This window comes from Pseudomonas sp. TR47 (assembly GCF_044143025.1).
GTDB lineage: Bacteria > Pseudomonadota > Gammaproteobacteria > Pseudomonadales > Pseudomonadaceae > Aquipseudomonas > Aquipseudomonas putida_E.
On record NZ_JBHFCS010000007.1, the window covers coordinates 188,481 to 207,947 of the forward strand.

19 protein-coding genes are annotated in these 19,467 nt (G+C 63.0%); 9 read left to right on the forward strand and 10 right to left on the reverse strand.

Annotated elements, in window-relative coordinates; genetic code table 11:
• Nucleotides 1-7: 7 nt before the first annotated feature.
• Together fahA and hmgA are read right to left on the reverse strand one after the other, a co-directional pair.
• Complete coding sequence (fahA, locus tag ACEWE8_RS10520; RefSeq protein WP_046784736.1) at nt 8-1,300, reverse strand: fumarylacetoacetase; 1,293 nt, start codon at nt 1,298-1,300, stop codon at nt 8-10.
• Between the two features lie 3 nt (nt 1,301-1,303).
• Nucleotides 1,304-2,605, reverse strand: coding sequence for a homogentisate 1,2-dioxygenase (gene hmgA, locus ACEWE8_RS10525; RefSeq protein ID WP_046784735.1), 1,302 nt, complete (start codon nt 2,603-2,605; stop codon nt 1,304-1,306).
• 112 nt (nt 2,606-2,717) lie between these two features.
• On the opposite strand from hmgA, the gene ACEWE8_RS10530 reads away from it, so the two are divergent.
• Nucleotides 2,718-3,500 carry an IclR family transcriptional regulator gene (locus ACEWE8_RS10530; RefSeq protein ID WP_046784734.1) on the forward strand — a complete coding sequence of 261 codons (783 nt, stop codon included), beginning with the start codon at nt 2,718-2,720 and terminating at the stop codon, nt 3,498-3,500.
• A gap of 267 nt (nt 3,501-3,767) precedes the next feature.
• Here the strand turns inward: ACEWE8_RS10530 and ACEWE8_RS10535 are convergent, their stop codons facing one another.
• The 3 genes from ACEWE8_RS10535 to ACEWE8_RS10545 all read right to left on the reverse strand — a co-directional run bounded on the left by ACEWE8_RS10535 (nt 3,768) and on the right by ACEWE8_RS10545 (nt 6,369).
• Nucleotides 3,768-4,688: an SDR family oxidoreductase gene (locus ACEWE8_RS10535; RefSeq protein ID WP_046784733.1), complete on the reverse strand. Its 921-nt coding sequence runs from the start codon at nt 4,686-4,688 to the stop codon at nt 3,768-3,770.
• 113 nt (nt 4,689-4,801) lie between these two features.
• Complete coding sequence (locus tag ACEWE8_RS10540) at nt 4,802-5,707, reverse strand: alpha/beta fold hydrolase (protein WP_039601836.1); 906 nt, start codon at nt 5,705-5,707, stop codon at nt 4,802-4,804.
• A 206-nt stretch (nt 5,708-5,913) separates the two neighbouring features.
• Nucleotides 5,914-6,369 (reverse strand): flavodoxin, encoded by a 456-nt coding sequence (locus ACEWE8_RS10545; protein WP_046784732.1) that lies wholly within the window; start codon nt 6,367-6,369, stop codon nt 5,914-5,916.
• Between the two features lie 102 nt (nt 6,370-6,471).
• Between ACEWE8_RS10545 and ACEWE8_RS10550 the strand changes: the two genes are divergently transcribed.
• Nucleotides 6,472-6,912 carry a PAS domain-containing protein gene (locus ACEWE8_RS10550; RefSeq protein ID WP_046784731.1) on the forward strand — a complete coding sequence of 147 codons (441 nt, stop codon included), beginning with the start codon at nt 6,472-6,474 and terminating at the stop codon, nt 6,910-6,912.
• A gap of 46 nt (nt 6,913-6,958) precedes the next feature.
• Nucleotides 6,959-7,576 carry a hypothetical protein gene (locus tag ACEWE8_RS10555; protein WP_046784730.1) on the forward strand — a complete coding sequence of 206 codons (618 nt, stop codon included), beginning with the start codon at nt 6,959-6,961 and terminating at the stop codon, nt 7,574-7,576.
• Here the strand turns inward: ACEWE8_RS10555 and ACEWE8_RS10560 are convergent.
• Nucleotides 7,561-8,493, reverse strand: coding sequence for a MerR family transcriptional regulator (locus ACEWE8_RS10560; RefSeq protein WP_046784729.1), 933 nt, complete (start codon nt 8,491-8,493; stop codon nt 7,561-7,563). The two genes, ACEWE8_RS10555 and ACEWE8_RS10560, sit on opposite strands and share 16 nt — an antisense overlap.
• Nucleotides 8,494-8,713: 220 nt before the next feature.
• Here ACEWE8_RS10560 and ACEWE8_RS10565 point away from each other — a divergent pair, with 220 nt between their 5' ends.
• From ACEWE8_RS10565 to ACEWE8_RS10580, 4 genes are all read left to right on the forward strand, one after another.
• Nucleotides 8,714-9,274, forward strand: coding sequence for an antibiotic biosynthesis monooxygenase (locus tag ACEWE8_RS10565; RefSeq protein ID WP_046784728.1), 561 nt, complete (start codon nt 8,714-8,716; stop codon nt 9,272-9,274).
• 77 nt (nt 9,275-9,351) lie between these two features.
• Complete coding sequence (gene folM, locus ACEWE8_RS10570) at nt 9,352-10,044, forward strand: dihydromonapterin reductase (protein WP_046784727.1); 693 nt, start codon at nt 9,352-9,354, stop codon at nt 10,042-10,044.
• A gap of 9 nt (nt 10,045-10,053) precedes the next feature.
• Complete coding sequence (locus tag ACEWE8_RS10575) at nt 10,054-10,350, forward strand: DUF1244 domain-containing protein (protein WP_012312735.1); 297 nt, start codon at nt 10,054-10,056, stop codon at nt 10,348-10,350.
• Complete coding sequence (locus ACEWE8_RS10580; protein WP_046784726.1) at nt 10,343-10,684, forward strand: HopJ type III effector protein; 342 nt, start codon at nt 10,343-10,345, stop codon at nt 10,682-10,684. The genes ACEWE8_RS10575 and ACEWE8_RS10580 overlap by 8 nt, the downstream gene beginning before the upstream one ends.
• Nucleotides 10,685-10,708: 24 nt before the next feature.
• On the opposite strand, the gene ACEWE8_RS10585 is transcribed toward ACEWE8_RS10580, so the two are convergent.
• Both ACEWE8_RS10585 and fabV read right to left on the reverse strand, forming a co-directional pair.
• On the reverse strand, nt 10,709-11,617 hold the full coding sequence (locus tag ACEWE8_RS10585) for an alpha/beta fold hydrolase (RefSeq protein ID WP_046784725.1): 909 nt from the start codon (nt 11,615-11,617) through the stop codon (nt 10,709-10,711).
• 88 nt (nt 11,618-11,705) lie between these two features.
• The gene (gene fabV / locus ACEWE8_RS10590) at nt 11,706-12,905 is read right to left on the reverse strand and encodes an enoyl-ACP reductase FabV (protein ID WP_046784724.1); all 1,200 of its coding nucleotides are present in this window, start codon (nt 12,903-12,905) and stop codon (nt 11,706-11,708) included.
• 321 nt (nt 12,906-13,226) lie between these two features.
• Between fabV and ACEWE8_RS10595 the strand changes: the two genes are divergently transcribed.
• The gene (locus ACEWE8_RS10595) at nt 13,227-14,405 is read left to right on the forward strand and encodes an acetyl-CoA C-acetyltransferase (protein ID WP_046784950.1); all 1,179 of its coding nucleotides are present in this window, start codon (nt 13,227-13,229) and stop codon (nt 14,403-14,405) included.
• A gap of 74 nt (nt 14,406-14,479) precedes the next feature.
• Here ACEWE8_RS10595 and metE read toward each other — a convergent pair whose 3' ends face one another.
• Nucleotides 14,480-16,780 carry a 5-methyltetrahydropteroyltriglutamate--homocysteine S-methyltransferase gene (metE, locus tag ACEWE8_RS10600; protein ID WP_046784723.1) on the reverse strand — a complete coding sequence of 767 codons (2,301 nt, stop codon included), beginning with the start codon at nt 16,778-16,780 and terminating at the stop codon, nt 14,480-14,482.
• A 216-nt stretch (nt 16,781-16,996) separates the two neighbouring features.
• Here metE and ACEWE8_RS10605 point away from each other — a divergent pair, with 216 nt between their 5' ends.
• A complete protein-coding gene (locus ACEWE8_RS10605) occupies nt 16,997-18,508 on the forward strand; it encodes a methylenetetrahydrofolate reductase C-terminal domain-containing protein (RefSeq protein ID WP_046784722.1) in 1,512 nt (503 codons plus the stop codon).
• Here the strand turns inward: ACEWE8_RS10605 and yjiA are convergent.
• Complete coding sequence (yjiA, locus tag ACEWE8_RS10610; RefSeq protein ID WP_046784721.1) at nt 18,444-19,421, reverse strand: GTPase; 978 nt, start codon at nt 19,419-19,421, stop codon at nt 18,444-18,446. The two genes, ACEWE8_RS10605 and yjiA, sit on opposite strands and share 65 nt — an antisense overlap.
• Nucleotides 19,422-19,467 lie beyond the last annotated feature (46 nt).

Here is a 19,467-nt window from a genome sequence, read left to right on the forward strand (position 1 = left end):
TGCTCCCTCAGTTGGCGGCGATGATCTTGCCGCGGCACTCACCAAAGCCGATGCTGGCCACGCCATCACGCTTGCAACGGGCACGCAGGATGATCTCATCGCCATCCTCGAGGAACTTGCGCTGCTCGCCACTGGCCAGCTCCACCGGCTGCTTGCCACCCAAGGTGGTCTCCAGCAGGCTGCCGTAGGCGTCGGGCGAAGCGCCGGACAGCGTGCCCGAACCGAACAGGTCGCCTGGCTGCAACTGGCAGCCGTTGACACTGTGATGGGCAATCAGCTGCGCCACGGTCCAGTACATGTTCAGGGTGTTGCTCAGCGCCAGGCGGTGGGCCGGCAAGCCCTGCTCACGCATGCGCTCGGTGATCAGCAGCACTTCCAGCTCGATGTCGAAGGCGCCGTTGGCCTGGTCACGTGGGTCAAGCAGGTAGGGCAACGGTTGTGGATCACCTTGCGCACGCGCCGGTTGGGCGCAGCGGAAAGGCTCCAGGGCCTCGGCGGTGACCACCCAGGGCGACAGCGTGGTGATGAAGCTCTTGGACAGGAACGGCCCCAGCGGCTGGTATTCCCAGGCCTGGATATCACGCGCCGACCAATCGTTGAGCAGGCACAGGCCTGCCAGGTGCTGATCGGCTTCAGCGATCGGAATCGCCTGCCCCATCTCGTTACCCCGGGCAATCCAGATACCCAGCTCAAGTTCGTAATCCAGGCGCGCACACGGGCCGAAGCTCGGTTCGGTGTGCCCGGCGGGCAGCGTCTGGCCCTTGGGGCGGCGTACATCGGTGCCTGACGGGCGCAGCGTCGAGGCGCGGCCGTGGTAGCCGATCGGCACGTACTTGTAGTTGGGCAGCAGTGGGTTATCGGGGCGGAACAGCTTGCCGACGTTGGTAGCGTGCTGGATGCCTACGTAGAAATCGGTGTAGTCGCCGACTTTGGCTGGCAGGTGCAACTGGCAATCGCCGGCAGGATGCAGCGCGCCCTTGAGCACAGCCTGATGCTCGCTGTGTTCGCCCAACAGCGCCAGCAACCGCTCGCGCAACGCCACGCGGGCCTCTCGGCCGAGGGCGAAGAAGGCGTTCAGCGCACCACCGCGGGTAGCCTCCACGGCGGCCTTGGCCTGGCCTTCGAACAGCCCGGCAGCCAGCACGGCCTCCAGGTCAAGAATCGCATCACCGATGGCAACGCCGCAGCGCAGCGTTTCACCTGGGCGGCTGAAGATGCCCAGCGGCAGGTTCTGCAGCGGGAAGTCGCTGTGCCCGTTGGCGTGCTCGACCCAACTACGGGCAATGGCGGACTGGTTCATGGGTTATCTCCGGTTCGGGTTGAAGGTGCTCGGCAAGGTGGCCCAGCAACTATCGTAGTCGGCCTGCAACTGCGGGCACTCGAGCGCCTGCAGGCTCGGGCGCAGCACTTGGCTGGTCTCGAACATGAAGGCCATGGTGTTGTCGATCTTGTGCGGCGCAAGGTCGGCGGCAATGGCTTTTTCGCAGGTTTCGGCATCGGGCCCGTGGGCGCTCATCACCCCGTGCAGCGAAGCGCCACCGGGCAGGAAACCTTCGGCCTTGGCATCGTAGGCACCGCTGATCAGGCCCATGAACTCGTTCATCAGGTTGCGGTGGAACCACGGGGGACGGAAGGTGTTCTCGGCCACCATCCAGCGCGGCGGGAAGATCACGAAGTCCATGTTGGCCAGACCATGCACGCTGGTCGGTGACGTCAACACGGTGAAGATCGACGGATCGGGGTGATCGAAGCTGACCGTGCCGAGGGTGTTGAAACGACGCAGGTCATACTTGTAGGGCACGTTGCTGCCGTGCCAGGCGACCACATCCAGTGGTGAGTGCTGCAGCTCACAGGCCCAGTGTTCGCCCAGGAACTTCTGCACCAGCTGCACCGGGCCTTCAGCCTCCTCGTAGCGCGCTACCGGGGCCAGGAAGTCTCGGGGGTTGGCCAGGCCATTGCTGCCGATCGGGCCCAGGTCCGGCAGGCGCAACGGCGCGCCGTGGTTCTCGGCAATGTAGCCCCGGGCCTGGCCATCAGGCAGTTCGACACGAAACTTCATGCCGCGCGGGACCACTGCGATTTCCTGCGGCTCGACCTCCAGCAGCCCCAACTCAGTGGCGATGCGCAGGCGGCCCTGCTGCGGCACTATCAGCAGTTCACCGTCAGCGTTGAAAAACACCCGTTCCATCGAGCGGTTGGCGCAGTAGATATAGACACTCACCCCCGCCGGTTTGTCCGCAGCCGAATTGGCCACCATTGGCAGCCAGCCTTCGATGAAGTCAGTTGGTTCAGCGGGGAGCGGTTGAGGGTTCCAACGCAGGCGATTGGGGGTGACGGCGCCCAGCGGCCCGTTCAGTGGCTGACGCGCCAGCCGTTCAAAGCGTGGGTGCAGGGCGGATGGGCGGATGCGATACAGCCAGGTCCGGCGCAGTTCGCTGCGCGCCATGGTGAACGCCGTACCCGACAGTAGCTCGGCATACAGGCCGTAGGGGGCCTTCTGCGGAGAATTTTGCCCGACGGGCAGGGCCCCGGGCAGGGCTTCACTGGCGAACTCATTGCCGAAGCCGCTCAGGTACTGAAGGTCGGGTGACGTGTCGCGGTTCATCGATGCCTCCGGATTTTGTTTTTATCGTAATCAGATTACGAATAACGTAATTTGCTCCGTGCAACCCGTCAAGCTATAAAGGCGCGACTCGACGAATCCGGAAACCCAACCCATGGCCAAAGCCAGCTCCCCCACCGACAACGGCAAGCAGAAGGTCCGCTCGGCGGAAGTCGGCACCGACATCCTCAAGGCCCTCGCCGAGCTCTCACCGTCCACCTCCCTGTCGCGGTTGGCCGAGCACGTGCAGATGCCCGCGAGCAAAGTGCACCGTTACCTGCAAGCACTCATTGCCAGTGGTTTTGCCGAGCAGGATGCGGCCACCAACCACTACGGGCTGGGCCGAGAAGCATTGCGCGTGGGGCTGGCAGCGCTGGGCAGCATCGATGTGCTGAAGCTGGCGGCGCTGCCCTTGTCGCAGCTTCGCGACGAGCTCAACGAAAGCTGCTTCATCGCCGTGTGGGGCAATCAGGGAGCAACGGTGGTCAGCATCGAGCCTGCTGTACGGGCAGTCACGGTGGTGACCCAGATCGGCTCGGTGTTGCCGCTGCTCAGTTCCTCTACCGGGCTGGTGTTTGCCGCGTACTTGCCTGAGCGCGAAACCCTGGAGCTGCGCGACAAGGAACTGGCCGTGCTGCAGCAGAGTGCGAGCGATTACGACCGGCTGCTGGCAGGCATTCGTGAACGGGGGCTGCACCATGTGCACGGCTTGCTGATGCCAGGCGTGGATGCGCTCTCGGCCCCCGTGTTCAATGCCATGGGGCAGATCGCTGCGGTGATGACGGTGGTGGGGCCGACCTCGATCTTCCACGCCGATGAACATGGGCCGGCGGCGCAGCGCCTGCTGGCAGCAGCGCGCGATACCAGCTGGCGCATGGGTCACTCGCCGAAGGCCTGAGAACGGCCGTGGCACTGTTGCCTGAAACGTAAAGGTGAATGTCGCAAGCGGCTATTTTTCCTGCCGGATCAAGCGCTTATTCTTGAATCACTGGCCGGCATGAAGGGCACTCCCCCCCGCCTTTCAGGCCTGCGAGGTTCACCGACGTTGATTTTGAAGCTCCTTGATCTGACGTCTCGATTGGCCGCTGCGCTTGCAGCGGCCTTTTTTTATGGGGTGTGCTCTGGCGGCCAGAAGACCGAGCGGCGACCGCGATGGTGCTCGTTTTCAAGGACGCTGCAGCGGATACTGATGCAGGTTCGTCATCATCTGCTGCAACGCCTGCAAGCTGTCCTGCGGGTGCACCGCATCAGCGAAATCACCAATCTGCGCCCAGCTGTCAGCCACCTGCTCAGGGCTAAAACCTTCCCTCGGGTCGAAGCCGACACCCAGGCTACGCTCCCAGCGCACCTTGCCAATCCAGCCCCCGCCCACCTCGAACAGCTCACCGCTGCTCTGGCACTGCTCGCTGCCCAGGTAAACCACCAGGGGGCTGACCAGTTCAGGCTTGAGGCGTTCGAACACCTGTGCCGGGATCAGCCCTTCGGTCATCCGCGTGCCACCGGTGGGCGCGATGGCATTGACCAGTACGCCGTGTTTGCGCCCTTCGATGGCCAGGGTACGGGTCAAGCCATACAACCCAAGCTTGGCCATGCCGTAATTGGCCTGGCCGAAGTTGCCATAAATACCGGAGGTCGAAGCGGTGAAGATCACCCGCCCCCAGTTCTGCTCACGTAAATGGGGCCAGGCAGCGCGGGTAACCTTGTAGGCGCCCTCGACATGGACCCGGTAAACCTGATCCCAATCACTGTCGTCCATCTTGTGGAAGGTCTTGTCGCGCAGGATGCCAGCATTGTTGACCAGTACATCGACCCGACCAAAGCTGTCCAGCGCCTGTTCGACGATGCGTGCGCCGTCACTGACGGAGTCGTGGTTGGCCACAGCCGTACCACCTGCGGCGCGGATCTGCTCGACAACCCGATCGGCCGCCGAAGCGCTGGCGCCTTCCCCATGGGTGGACCCCCCAAGATCGTTGACCACCACCTTGGCGCCACGCGCGGCGAACAACAGTGCATGGGCGCGGCCCAGGCCACCACCGGCCCCCGTGACGATCACCACACGGTCTTGCAGACGTACCGGCTCGCTCATGCTCTTGGCTCCAGACAGGTTCAAGGCCTCGAGTGTCCACCAGCCTCTGCCAGCGGACAATCAAGCTCACTCAGCCTGAATGCCAGGCGATAACGCGCAACGATGTCAGTGGCTCAGGACCAGGCCACTTTTTGCGGGAAGTAGCTCAGCGGCTGTTCGCGAAAGGCCAGATAATGGCGCAAAACCTGCGCAGGGGCTTCGGTGTGCGGGTAATGGCCAATGCCCTGCAATTGCACGATGTCCGGGTTGGGCACCAGTTGCCGGTAACGCTCGACCATCTGCGCTCCGCTAAGCGGATCGACCACACCATTGATAAAACGCAGCGGCACGCCCTCACGCTGCAGCGCACCCACCCAGCGCTCGCGATGCAGCCTGCGCTCGGTCACGAAACCGACCAGCTTGTGCAGGATGCGAGTGCCGCCGTTGGAAGCGATCAGGCTCCAGAAGTCATCCAGCGCGCTTTCACTGGGGTGAGTGCACGGCCCATAGACCTGGCTGACGTTGCGCACCAGGTCGTCGCGCCCGAACGAACGCGCCACCAGCCAACCCAGGCGGCTGAGCAGCAGCTTCTGTATCAACAGCACCCTGCAGCTTTCAGGGAACAGACCGCTGTTGAGGAACACGCAACTGGCGATGTCGGCACGCTGTTCATGGTGTCGCGCCAGCAACTCCTGGGCCACACTGCCGCCGTAATCGTGTGCCAGCAGGTGCACAGGTTGGTCGACCTTGAGGTGGGCGAGCAAGGCCTGCTGCAGGTCGGCTTGCTCGATCAGGCTGTAGCCATGGTTGAGCGGCTTGGCCGAATCGCCAAAGCCGAGCATGTCGCAGGCGATGAGGCGAAAGCGCTGGGCCAGCGGCGTCCAGAGGTAATGCCAATCCCAACTTGCCGTCGGGAATCCATGCAACAGCAGCAGGGGCTCTCCTTGCCCTGCGGTCCAGTAGCGGATGCTCTGGCCCCGGAATGAAAAACTCTGACTCCGGGTACGCCAGACGCACAATGGTATCTCGGCCAAAGGCATCAGATTCGTCCCGGTATGCAAAGGTTGTGGTTATAGGGCAAGGCTGCGGTCATTGCATTTCACCTCGGCACATACATGTGCTCTCTATGTCGAGGCTGAGTCTAGTCAGCCGCCCACTCGGTGAAACTTGCGTTGACAGCCAGCTTGATGACCGAGCGAGTCAGTGGCACGAACGGTCACTGCGCACACGGGTCGCCACCACAACCTCAGGCCGTCAGGGCCTGGGCAAATGCTGCCAACCACGGTTCGGCGTCAGTCTCCGGGGTTACTGTCTCGCTGGCATCGAGCTTGAGCATCGGCTGCAGTTCACGCACACCCAATTCGGCAAACAGTTCACGCAACTGCTCGCCACCGCCGCAGTAAGTATCGCCATAGCTGGAGTCGCCCAACGCAATGACCGCCCCCGGCAAGCCACGCCAGGCGGCGGGCAGGGTGTCACGGATGCTGCTGTACAGCGCCATGAGGTTGTCCGGCAGTTCACCCATGCCGGTGGTGGAGGTCACTGCCAGCAACGCTTCTGGCGCAAAACCTTCGAGATCCTGTTGGGTGGCGCGGGCAGCGTGCCAGGCATCATGGCCTGCAGCCTTGAGCAGCGACTCGGCATGACGGGCAACTTCTTCGGCAGTACCGTACACGGAGCCGGAAATAATGGCGATTTTCATCGAGAGATGGATTCCGAAACTGAGTGAAAACGTAGGATACTAGCATCCGGCGGTGGCAAAAGGCCGCCCATCCCTATGCCCCCTTTGTCTACTGGCCAGGACATGATCAACGCACAACTGCTGCAATCGATGGTCGATGCGTCCAACGACGGCATCGTGGTCGCCGAACAGGAAGGCGATGACACCATTCTGATCTACGTCAACCCGGCGTTCGAGCGCCTGACCGGCTACAGCCGCGACGAGATCCTTTACCAGGATTGCCGTTTCCTGCAGGGCGATGACCGGGACCAGCTTGCCCGAGCGCGCATTCGCAAGGCGCTGGCCGAAGGCCGTCCCTGCCGCGAAGCACTGCGCAACTACCGCAAGGACGGCAGCGCCTTCTGGAACGAGTTGTCGATCACGCCGGTGAAATGCGATACCGATCATCGCACGTATTTCATCGGCATCCAGAAGGATGTCAGCCGCCAGGTCGAGCTGGAACGTGAACTGGCCGAGATGAACGTTCGTCGGAATTTCGTCAAGCGCCAGGAACCAAGCGCTTAAGGCAGAGTCAATCCCGTTGAAGAAGCCGTCAACTCCGAGTTCGATCATGCACGCCAATGCGCTTTTGACCCAGGACGAGCTGGATTTCATCCAGGACATGCAGCATTCCCCGCAATTGAACCAGACCGACCCGATGTCGAGCCTGCTGGTCAATGGCGACCGTCGTATTCAGTCGTTGCTGGCTCGGCTGGTGGCCAACGAGCAAGTCACCCTGCAGGCACAGTTCAACAACCAGCAGATCAACTTCCCCCTGCACCTGGTGGAAGACGAGTTCCACGCCGTGCACCTGCAGATCGGCTCGCCGGAAATCTACGAAGACGGCCCGATGCTGCGCCCTTGGCGCCTGTCGATGGACCAACCCACCGCGCTGCTGGATGCGCACGGGAAGGTTAGCGGGCTCTTCGTGCGCGAGATTTCGTTCAAAGGGGCGCTGCTGGAAATTCGCGGCCTGCCCGAAGCGCCTTCGCGCTTCGACCTGCGCTTTGCGCCAGGGGGCATCCCGGCCATCACACTGCACGGCAGGCTACGCCGGCGTATTGGCTCGGATCTCGCTGCCTACGACCTCAGCCGCAGCCCGGCGCAAGAAACCGAGCGCTTGCGTGAATACATTCTGCAGGCTCACCTTCAGGCCCACCCGGAGCTGCACGCTCAGCTGTCGAGCTGACCGGCCAGGTATTGCCGCAGGCGCCGCCGCATCAGGCTTACCTCTGCACCCAGGCACGCCACCGGGCTGCCGGCCAGGCTTTCCTGGGCCATTTCGGCAGCCTCCCCCGCCAGTAGCAATGGGCACTCAAGCCCGGCAGCCAGACGGCTCAAGCGCTTGCTCAGCTCAGCGGTCGGCGCGTGGTTGGAGAACAGCACCAAAGCATCGGGCCGGAGCTTTCCAGAGACGACCGCCAATTCATCCAGCGGCTGCCCAGGCGTCAACACCGTCACCCCGACATCATCGCTGCACAACAACAGGCCGGTGACCAGCAGCTCCAGTTCCAGGCACTGCCCTGGCAACGGTGCCAGTAGCACGCAGCGGCTGCGCTGCCGACGCGTGAGCTGCAGGCGCGAGAACACCCGGGCACGCAAGAACTGATCGAGGAACAGCCACTCGCTGGCCTGCCCGAACGCACCCTGCCCCGCCGCCAGGTCGTGCCAGACAGGCATGAACACATCAGCGAAAACCTGGTCCTGACTGATGCAGGCAAACACCTGGTCGAACAAGCGGTCAAGGCTCGCGGCATCAAAGCGTTGCACGGCCTCGCGCAATTGCGCCTGCCAGCGGATGGCGGAATCGGCTGCAAACGCGTCATGCACGTTCGCCTGATCACGCGCCAGGATACTGCCGACCTTGCTGACCGCCACACCGCGTTCGAGCCACCCGAGGATGCGCCGGATTTCGTCGATGTCTGCCAGCGAATAGAGCCTATGGCCACTGTCGGTGCGTGTTGGTTGGATCAGCCCATAGCGCCGCTCCCAGGCACGCAAGGTCACGGCATTGACCCCGGTGATCCGGGAAACTTCACGAATCGGGTACAGCTCCGAATGCTGCAGGCCTGCTTCGACTTGCGCGATAAGTCCCTGTTTGTCCATCTGCACTTAGTGACCTGTGCGCAAAAAATTGGAGGTACAGTCTACTACGACCGGGAACGTCTCAGGTTAGCCTCCCTTTTGCAGCGGAGCAGTTGCCAACGAAGTCCAATAAGCGATAATCCGCGCCCGATTCTTGCATGCAAGCCTGCGTCGCCCACCACCCCGGGCCACGCAGCCAAGGGGCCGGCTACCCGCCAGCCCCGTCGCCAGGAGATACACGATGTCTACCCCCCCCGTCACCCTGATGGTGTCGCGCCGCGCCGCCCATGGCCGCTACCAGGACCTGCTGGCCTGGCTGCACGAAGGCGAGCAGCTGGCCACCGACTTCCCCGGCTACCTCGGTTCAGGCATCCTCGCACCGCCCCGCGACAGCGATGAATTCCAGATCATTTTCCGCTTCAGCGATGAACCCACCCTGCACGCCTGGGAGCATTCCGCGTCGCGCCGGGCCTGGCTGCAACGCGGCAACGGCCTGTTCGAGCGCCCCAAAGAAAGGCGCGTCAGTGGCATTGATGACTGGTTCGGCACCAACACAGTGCAAAAACCACCGCGCTGGAAACAGGCAATCGCGATCTGGCTGGCATTTTTCCCCGTCTCGCTGCTGTTCAACGTGCTGTTCGGCCACTGGCTGACCGAATTTGAACTGGTGCCGCGCGTGATGCTCAGCACCCTGGCCCTGACGCCGCTGATGGTCTACCTGTTCATTCCCCTCTCCACCCGCCTGCTGGCCGGCTGGCTTCATGCCTCGCCGCCCTCAGGCGCCGCACTGCGCAGCCGCTGAGGCCAGGCCATACACGAGGGAAACAGTTCGGGTATGCTGGGCGGCAACGACAGGAAAGACAAGTTGACCGCCCGCACATGAACAGCCCAATTCTCGTTACCGGAGCCAGCCAGCGCGTCGGGCTGGCCTTGGCCCTTGAGCTGGCAGAGGCCGGCCATACCGTGGTCAGTGCCAGCCGCAGCGTCCAGCCCCAGCCTGCGCACCCCAACATCGTGCAGTTCCAGGCCGACCTTTGCCTGCCGGCCGACCGCCAGGCGCTGATCGACCACCTGCAGCAGCACTATGATGGGCTGCGCGCGATCATCCACAATGCCTCTTTGTGGCTCGACGATGGCCTGGACAACCTGCAGACCATGTTCCGCCTCCACGTCGAGGCGCCCTACCACCTGAACCTGGCGCTGGGTGATTTGCTGAACAAGGTCGACAAGGCCGATATCATCCATATCTGCGACGAAACCTCCTCGCGTGGCAGCAAGAGCCATATCGGCTATGCCGCCACCAAGGCAGCGCTGCAGAACATGGTGCTGTCGTTCGCCGAAAAATATGCGCCCAAGGTACACGTCAACGGTATCCTGCCCGGGCTGCTGATCCTCAAGGAAGGGGGCGACGAAGCCTATCGCCAGCAGACCCTGAAAAAGGCCCTGCTGGAATTCGAACCCGGCGCCGGCCCGCTGATCGAGACGGTCAAATACCTGCTCGACAGCCAATACAGCACCGGCAGCCAGGTGGTCATCAACGGTGGCCGCCACCTGAAGAATCGCATGACCTGAGAGAAGCCCATGACTGCGCAAGAACAACTCGAACTCGAGGCCGCCGCCTTCCGGCGCCTGGTCGCACACCTGCAGAACCGCACCGATGTGCAGAACATCGACCTGATGAACCTCTCCGGCTTCTGCCGTAACTGCCTGTCCAAGTGGTACAAGGCCGCGGCCGACGAACGCCAGGTCGACATCAGCCTGGATGACGCCCGCGAAGCGGTGTATGGCATGCCCTACGCCGAATGGAAAACCCAGTACCAGAAAGAAGCCAGCGCCGACCAGCAAGCGGCGTTTGAAAAAGGAAAACCTCGTGACTGATCTGAACACCCTGCGCGCCAGCCTGGCCAGTGGCGAACACGCCTTTGCCGACACCCTGGCGTTCATCGCCGCCCACTACAGCTACCAACCACAGGCTTTCACCAACGGTGGCGTGGAAAACGCCGCCGGGCAGAACGAAGGCTCGTGCAAGACGCTGGGCCTGGCCCTGCTGGAAGGCCTGAGCGACCAGGAGGCGCTGCTGGCCTTCGGTGAACACTACCGCGACGTGATGGCCACGCCCGAGGGCACTGACCATGGCAACATCCGTGCGCTGATCGCGCATGGCCTGGCAGGCGTGAAGTTCACCGCCCAGCCGCTTTCGCGCAACGCCTGATACTGCCGGGCCGGGCAGGCCCCATCAGCTGATGATCTGCCCCGGCCCGTCGGCCGGCAACCCGCCGCGCTGCAACCACGCCAGCGCAATCGGCCACAGGCTCTCGCGGAATCGGTCATGGAAAAACGCGAAGTGGCCAATGTCCTCGACCGCGATATCCACAGGTGCGATCCGCAGATGCCGACGCTCGGCGCCTTCCAGATAACCTAGCAATCGCTCTGTAGCGGCAACCGTGCCAAACGGGTCATCGGCCAGGCTGATCGCCAACGTTGCCGCCCGCACCTGAGCAAACGGCAAGTACTGCAACTGGCGCCCGCTGGGCCTTTGCTCGTAGCGCGCAGTACGGGTAGTCCAGTCCTGCACCACACCGGCAGGCGTGTCTTCCATCCAGCCCAGGCGCTTGCCAGGGAAGTAACCGAACACACGGGTCAGCAACGGCATCGCCACATGCCATTTACCGAACAGTCGCCAACGCTGATCGGCCGCGTAGTCACGCCAGTAGGCGAACTGCGCACCCACCATTACCACCCGCCTGATCCGCTCGGCAGACGGCGCCAGCCCTACGGCGCAACCGCCGAAGCTGTGCCCAACGACATCCACCGGCTGGCAGGGAAATGCCTGGGCGGCGTACGCCAGCATGGCTTCGAAATCCAACCTGCCCCAGTCGCTCCAGGAGGCCTGGAAACCGCGCAAGGAAGGCGGCCGGGATTCGCCGATGCCGCGGTAGTCGTAGGTCAACACGTCGCAGCCTTGGGCGAACAGGTAATCGGCAAAGCGGGTGTAGTAACGGCAGCGCACGGACGTGGCGGCATTGATGATCACCAGCGGGCGCTGGGGATTGGCCTGGGCGTGGCGCCAGTAGAAACCACCAAGGCTGTAGCCGTCGGCTGTGGTCTGGCGAAAAGGCGTGGCCGGTCGGGTGAGGCTGCTCATGGCGCGCTTCCTGTTGTTGTGCGCCAACGCTAGCAAAAAACGCGAGGGCTGTACCGGCTCGTTCGCGGGGCCGGTACAGCCAGAGGGCTTACAGCTCGACGCAGTCGAACTTCACATCGGTCGCCACATCTTCGTCGTAGTTGACGTCAGCGCGCTCGAAGCCGAACAGGTTGAGGAACTGCTTCTTGTAACCGGCGTAGTCGGTCAGTTCGAACAGGTTCTCGGTGGTCACTTGCGGCCACAGGGCCTTGCAGGCGCCCTGCACATCGTCGCGCAGCTCCCAGTCGTCCAGGCGCAGGCGGCCCTTTTCGTCCAGCTCCGCCGGGGCGCCGTCAGCACGGTACATACGGTCACGGAACATGCGGTCCAGCTGATCCTGGGTACCTTCGTGAACGCCCTTCTCCTGCATGATCTTGAAGACCATCGACAGGTACAGCGGCATCACCGGAATGGCCGAACTGGCCTGGGTGACCACCGACTTGAGCACGGCCACGTTGGCGCTGCCACCGACCTTGCCGGCCAGGCGCTGGGCGGTTTCGTCCAGGTCCTGCTTGGCCTTGCCCAGGGCGCCGTGCCAGTAGATCGGCCAGGTGATGTCGCTACCGATATAGCTGAAGGCCACGGTGCGAGCCTGTGGCGCGAGCACGCCAGCGGCGCTCAGGGCGTCGATCCACAGTTCCCAGTCCTGGCCGCCCATGACGGTGACGGTGTCAGCGATTTCCTGCTCGGTGGCCGGCTCGATGCTGGCCTCGATGATGGTGTCCTTGTTGGTGTCGATGGCGGTCGACTTGTACGGCTGGCCGATCGGCTTGAGCGCGGAACGGATCACTTCACCGGTCTGCGGCAGCTTGCGCACCGGCGAGGCCAGGGAGTAGATGACCAGGTCGACCTGACCGCCCATTTCGTTCTTGATCAGCTCGATGACCTTGGCACGGGCTTCATCGGAGAAAGCGTCACCGTTGATCGACTTGCTGTACAGGCCCTCGGCCTTGGCGAACTTGTCGAAGGCAGCAGCGTTGTACCAGCCGGCAGTGCCAGCCTTGGTCTCGGTGCCTGGCTTTTCGAAGAACACGCCCAGGGTATCGGCCTTGAAGCCGAAGGCTGCGGTAATGCGTGCCGCCAGGCCGTAGCCGCTGGATGCACCAATGACCAGGACCTTCTTCGGGCCATCCTCGCGCACGCCCAGCTTGCGGGTGGCTTCGATCTGGTCACGGACGTTCAGCTCGCAGCCCTTGGGGTGAGTCGTGGTGCAGATGAAACCGCGAACCTTAGGATGAATGATGGCCAATGTCTGTACCTCGTCAGGTTTATGCAGGGAAGCGCCGCCTTGGGCGATTCCGATTGATCAGAGGGTGAGACTACCCCCACAGGTTATCCGACACATATTACGGGGTGATCAAAGGGATGCAAAACGATGCGCCCCCGATGAACACTCTGGCGCTGGCAAGATCCGGTGGTTACGACCAAAGACCGGACACCAGCCCAGGAGCCATTGATTGGTTTTTCACATCAATGGCAAAGAAAAACAAACTTAACAAATGAGCCAAACCCGCCGAAGCTGGTGGCACTGCGCCCGCTGGGCGCCCACCTGCACACGGAGAACAACAAGATGAACGATGTGGTCATCGTCGCCGCAACCCGCACCGCCATCGGCAGCTTCCAGGGTGCCCTGGCCAACGTGCCTGCGGTAGACCTGGGCGCTGCCGTGATCAAGCGCCTGCTGGAGCAGACCGGCCTGGACCCGGCACAGGTCGATGAGGTGATCCTCGGCCAGGTACTCACCGCCGGCGCCGGGCAGAACCCTGCCCGCCAGGCCGCGATCAAGGCCGGCCTGCCCTACAGTGTGCCGGCGCTGACCCTGAACAAAGTCTGCGGTTCTGGCCTCAAGGCCCTGCACCTGGCGGCCCAGGCCATCCGTTGCGGTGATGCCGAGGTGGTGATCGCCGGAGGCCAGGAGAACATGAGCCTGGCCCCCTATGTGATGCCTTCGGCGCGAACCGGGCAGCGCATGGGCCACGGGCAGTTGGTCGACAGCATGATCACCGACGGTCTGTGGGATGCCTTCAACGACTACCACATGGGCATTACGGCCGAAAACCTGGTGGAGAAGTACAGCATCAGCCGTGAACAGCAGGATGCGTTCGCTGCCCAATCGCAACGCAAGGCGGTGGCCGCCATCGATACCGGCCGCTTCAAGGACGAGATCACGCCCATTGTGATGCCGCAGAAAAAAGGTGACCCCAAGGTCTTTGACCGTGACGAGCAGCCACGCCCGGACACCACCGCTGATTCCTTGGCCAAGCTGCGCCCGGCCTTCAAGAAAGACGGCAGCGTCACCGCTGGCAACGCCTCCAGCCTCAACGACGGCGCCGCTGCGGTGCTGCTGATGAGTGCGGGCAAGGCCAAGGCCCTTGGCCTGCCGGTACTGGCCAAAATTGCCGGCTACGCCAGTGCGGGGGTGGACCCGGCAATCATGGGCATTGGCCCGGTGTCGGCCACCCAGCGTTGCCTGGACAAGGCCGGCTGGCAATTGGGCGAGCTTGACCTGATCGAAGCCAACGAGGCCTTTGCCGCACAGGCGCTGGCGGTGGGCAAGGCGCTGGAGTGGGATGCCGCGCGGGTCAACGTCAACGGCGGGGCAATTGCCCTTGGGCACCCGATCGGTGCTTCGGGGTGCCGGGTGCTGGTGACCTTGCTGCACGAAATGATCAAGCGCGACGCCAAGAAGGGGTTGGCCACGCTGTGCATCGGCGGGGGCCAGGGTGTCGCTTTGGCGATCGAGCGTTGATCCTGGTTTAAGGCAGACAGCACCGCCCTCATCGCCGGCAAGCCGGCGATGAGGGCGGTACAAGCAGCAAATGCTCAGGCTGTGGCGCGCAACTCACGAGCCGCCGCCACCATGTTCACCAACGCCGCCTCGGTCTCAGGCCAGGCACGGGTTTTCAATCCGCAATCCGGGTTGACCCACAGACGCTCGGCCGGAATACGCAAAGCCGCCTTGCGCAGCAACTTGACCATCTCCTCTCTGGTCGGTACCCGTGGCGAGTGAATGTCATACACACCTGGGCCGATCTCGTTGGGGTAGTCGAACTTCTCGAACGCCTCCAGCAATTCCATGTCCGAACGCGATGTCTCGATGGTGATGACGTCGGCGTCCATCGCAGCGATCGACTCGATCACATCATTGAATTCGCTGTAGCACATGTGGGTGTGGATCTGTGTTTCGTCACGAACGCCCGAAGCGCACAGGCGGAAGGCTTCGGTGGCCCACTCGAGGTAAGCCGGCCAGGCACTGCGGCGCAGCGGCAGGCCTTCGCGGAAGGCGGCCTCGTCGATCTGCACGATCTTGATATCAGCTGCCTCCAGGTCGAGCACTTCATCGCGAATCGCCAGCGCCAGTTGACGGGCCTGGGCTTCGCGGCTGACATCCTCACGCGGGAACGACCACATCAGCATGGTCACCGGGCCGGTCAGCATGCCCTTCATCACTTTGCCGGTCAGCCCTTGTGCATAGCGGGTCCAGGCCACGGTCATCGCCTCAGGCCGGCTCAGGTCACCGTAGATCACCGCCGGCTTCACGCGCCGCGAACCATAGCTCTGTACCCAGCCAAAACGGGTGAACAAGTAACCGTCGAGTTGCTCGGCAAAGTATTCCACCATGTCGTTGCGCTCGGCCTCGCCGTGCACCAGTACGTCCAGGCCCAGGTTTTCCTGGATCTGTACGGCATGGCGGATTTCACTGTGCATGGCTTCGACGTAATCGGCTTCGGTCAACTTGCCCTGTTTAAACGCCTGGCGTGCCAGGCGTATGGCAGGGGTCTGTGGGAAAGAGCCGATGGTGGTGGTCGGATAGGCAGGCAGGTTCAGCCCGGCTCGCTGCTTGGCAATGCGCTGGCCGAACGCCGACAGGCGCTGGCTGTCGCCAGGCTTTATCGCGTCGACACGCGCCTGTACGGCAGGCTTGTGGATACGCGGCGAGCTGGCGCGGCCAGCCTGGATGGCACGGCTACGCGCCAGTGCGGCGGCAACTTCGGCAGCGTCCGGCTGATTGACGGCCTTGGCCAGCACGGCGACTTCCTGGCATTTCTGCACGGCGAAGGCCAGCCAGCTTTTCAGCTCGGTGTCGAGCTGGTCTTCACGGCTCAGGTCCACCGGGCTGTGCAACAGCGAACAGGATGGTGCGACCCACAGGCGGTCACCCAGACGCTCGGCAGCGTGACGCAGTACATCAACGGCTTTTTCCAGGTCGCAGGCCCAGACATTGCGGCCGTTGACCAGGCCCAGCGACAGTATCTTGTAGGCCGGCAGGCGGTCGAGGATGGTCGGGTACTGCTCCGGCGCCCGCACCAGGTCGATATGCAGGCCGTCGACGGGCAGGTTGGCGGCAAGGCCGAGGTTTTCTTCCAGGCCGCCGAAATAGGTGGCCACCAGTTTTTTCAAAGGGGCGCGCTGGAGGATGTTGTAGACACGCTCATAGGCGTTTTTCCATTCCTGCGGCAGATCGAGTACCAGGATCGGCTCGTCGATCTGCACCCACTCCACACCCTGACCAGCCAGGCGATTGAGGATTTCGTCGTATACCGGCAGCAAGCGGTCGAGCAACTCCAGCTTGTCGAAGTCGCCACCTTTGGCCTTGCCCAGCCACAGGTAGGTCAGCGGGCCGATCACCACCGGTTTGGCGGCATGGCCCAAGGCCTTGGCTTCGTCAACTTCCTCGAACAACTGCTCCCAGCTCAGGGCGAATTGCTGATCGACGGTAAACTCAGGTACCAGGTAGTGGTAGTTGGTGTCGAACCACTTGGTCATTTCCTGCGCGTGGGCACCGCCGCAGCAGTTGGCACTGCGCTCGGTCGCCACGCCACGGGCCATGGCGAACAGGGTTTGCAGGGTGGGCTTGGCACCGTCATGGCCTCGGAAACGCTCGGGGATGACGCCGAAGGTCAGCGAGTGCGTCAGTACCTGGTCGTACCAGGCGAAATCGCCGACGGGCAACAGCTCGATGCCAGCATCCTTCTGGGCTTGCCAGTGCGCCGCGCGCAAGTCGCGGCCAACCTTGCGCAGGCCGGCTTCGTCCAACTCACCTTTCCAGAAGGCTTCCTGGGCTTTTTTCAGTTCGCGGTCGCGGCCGATACGCGGAAAACCCAGGTTATGTGCCAGTGCCATCTCTTGTCCCTCAGAATGCAAAAAAATAATGAGGGGGATTTTCCGGCCCGCCACACAATGAGACAAACTCATTTAATTTGAGATGAAGTAAAGATTCTTTCATGATGAATAGGCCGGGCACGTCTTGTTCAGAGCAGCCTGGTACGCTCGCAGACAAGCCTGCGCCCAAGACGCGTCGCACAATGCCTCACTGAACAATCCAGGTGCCCCATTGCCATGAGCCTGCTGAAATCGGCGCTGCGCGAAAAAACCTTCGTCTGCGTCATGGAGTTCGTGCCCAAGCCGTCGGCCGAACGCTTCGCTGCGATGGAGGCGATCATGGCCCGTGGGCACTTGTGCGGCTGGCCAATGACCGTAGCCATCGGCGACCGTGTCGGCAGCCCGCTGGACCTCTCGCCATTGGACGCCCTGTCCAGCTTCAGTAAACCCGTCCCTGCCCTGCCCCACTTTTCCGGCAAGGACCGTGAACGCCATGATCTGCTCGCGCAACTGAAAAGAATGGACGCCGCCGGCCTCGACCAATTGCTGCTACTGACCGGCGATCGCCTGCCAGGCCACCAGCCAGGCGAGCGCCCGGTGCGCTATCTGGAATCGGTCGCCGCACTGCAACTTGCTCGCAAGGCCCGCCCCCACTGGCTGCTGGGGGCTGCACTCAACCCATTCAAATACCGCGAGGAGGAAGGCGGTGCGCAGTATTTCAAGGCAGAGAAGAAGCTCGCTGCGGGGGCCGATTTCCTCACCCTGCAATTGGGCTTCGATGCCAGCAAGCATCTGGAGGCCATGCAGTGGATGGGGCGTCAGGCCGAACCCAAGCCGCTACTGGCCTGCCTGATGAGCCTGAGCCATGGCCGTGCAGCGATGCTCGAGCATGTCGCCGGCGTTACCGTATCGCCGTCGATGCGCGACATGCTTGAGGCCGAAGCGGGCGTATCCAAAGCCTATGCCCAGGCACGCAGCCTTGATCGCCTGGCCCTGCAGATCATTGGCGTAAAGTTGATGGGGTATGCCGGGGTGCACCTTTCAGGTGTTCACGAACTCAAGCAACTGCTCGCCCTGGAGGCGCGCATCGAGGACTGGCAAGCACGTGTCCATTCACAGGAACAGTGGGCAACGGCCTGGGCCGGCAGCTGGCAGATGCCAGGCCTGCCGGCGGTGACCTTTCACCCACCACAAGCAGACTGGCGCCAAGGCCAGTCGAGGGTCAGCGCAACCGCCAGGGAGAAACTGCGTTATCACCTGCTGCATGGGTTTCACGCCCTGTTGTTCAGCCGTAACAACTGGCTGAGCAAGGCCTTTGGCTGGGCCGTGCGCCAGCCGCTGTGGGCCAGCGACAGCGGCGCCCGCTGGCTGCACGGGCTGGAGCGCAGCGTGAAGCGCCCGCTGCTGGGCTGCGACACCTGTGGCCGGTGCCGCCTGGAAGACACCTTGTACATCTGCCCCGAAACCTGCCCCAAGGGCCTGGCCAACGGCCCCTGCGGCGGTACTGCGCTGAACCGCTGTGAGTTCGGCGACCGCGAGTGCATCCACAGCGTCAAATACCGCACCGCCAAAGCCGTGCAACAGACCGCCGTGCTCACCGAACGGCTGATCCCCTGCATCGAGGTACAAACGCGTCACCGCAGCTCATGGCCGCTGTGGTTCGCCGCCCAGACGCCTGCCCGGTTCAGCCCGCAGCCAACGCTTCGAAACCCGCCCGAATCTTCGCCTCAGGCAGTTCATCGGCAATGAACACCATCACGCTTTCGCGCGTTTCGCCTTCGGCCCACTCGGCGTCCCAATCGAAACCATAGAGCTTGAGCACGCCCTGGAACACCAGGCGACGGTCTTCTCCGGCAATGTTGAGCACACCTTTATAGCGCAGCAGTTGCTTGCCGTGAGTCTCGAGCAAGTCGTTCATGAAGTCGCTGAGGCGGTCGATGTCCAGGGGGACCTCGGTACGCAGCACCAGGGTCGAGATACGATCAGGTGTGGCGGGTTTGAACGCCGGGCGCAGGGTTGGCTTGAGGTTGGCGCCCAGATCCGGGTTGAGGTTGAACCCGCGCACGTCGAGCAGTTCGGCCAGGTCGATACGGCCGTGCTCGACCACGCGCAACGCCGCACGGCCATTGATACGCGCCAGGCGCTCGCGCAAGGCGTCCACCGCCGCCGGCTCGACCAGGTCGGTCTTGCTCAGCAACAGGCGGTCGGCAAAGCCCACCTGGGCCTGCGCGATGGTCTGGGCCAGATGCAGCTCGGCATGGGCCGCATCGACCAGGGTAATGATGCCATCGAGGATATAGCGGTCGCGCAGTTCCTCTTCGACGAAGAAGGTCTGCGCCACCGGCGCGGGGTCGGCCAGGCCAGTGCATTCGATCACCAGGCGATCGAAAGCGATCTCCCCGGCGTCCAGGCGCTCGAGCAGCAGGAACAGGGCACGGGTCAGGTCGCCATGAATGCTGCAGCATACACAGCCGTTGGCCAGAGTCATGACCTGCACCGGCTCGTCGCCCAACAACTGGCTGTCGATGCCTGCCTCACTGAACTCGTTCTCGATCACGGCGATTTTCAGGCCGTGTTCGGCTTTTAGCATGTGCTTGAGCAACGTGGTTTTGCCGGCACCGAGAAAACCGGTGAGCACGGTTACGGGAATTGGCGTCTGCACGCAGAAATCTCCTGAAGCTGAAAATGACTGTGGGAGCCCACAGGCT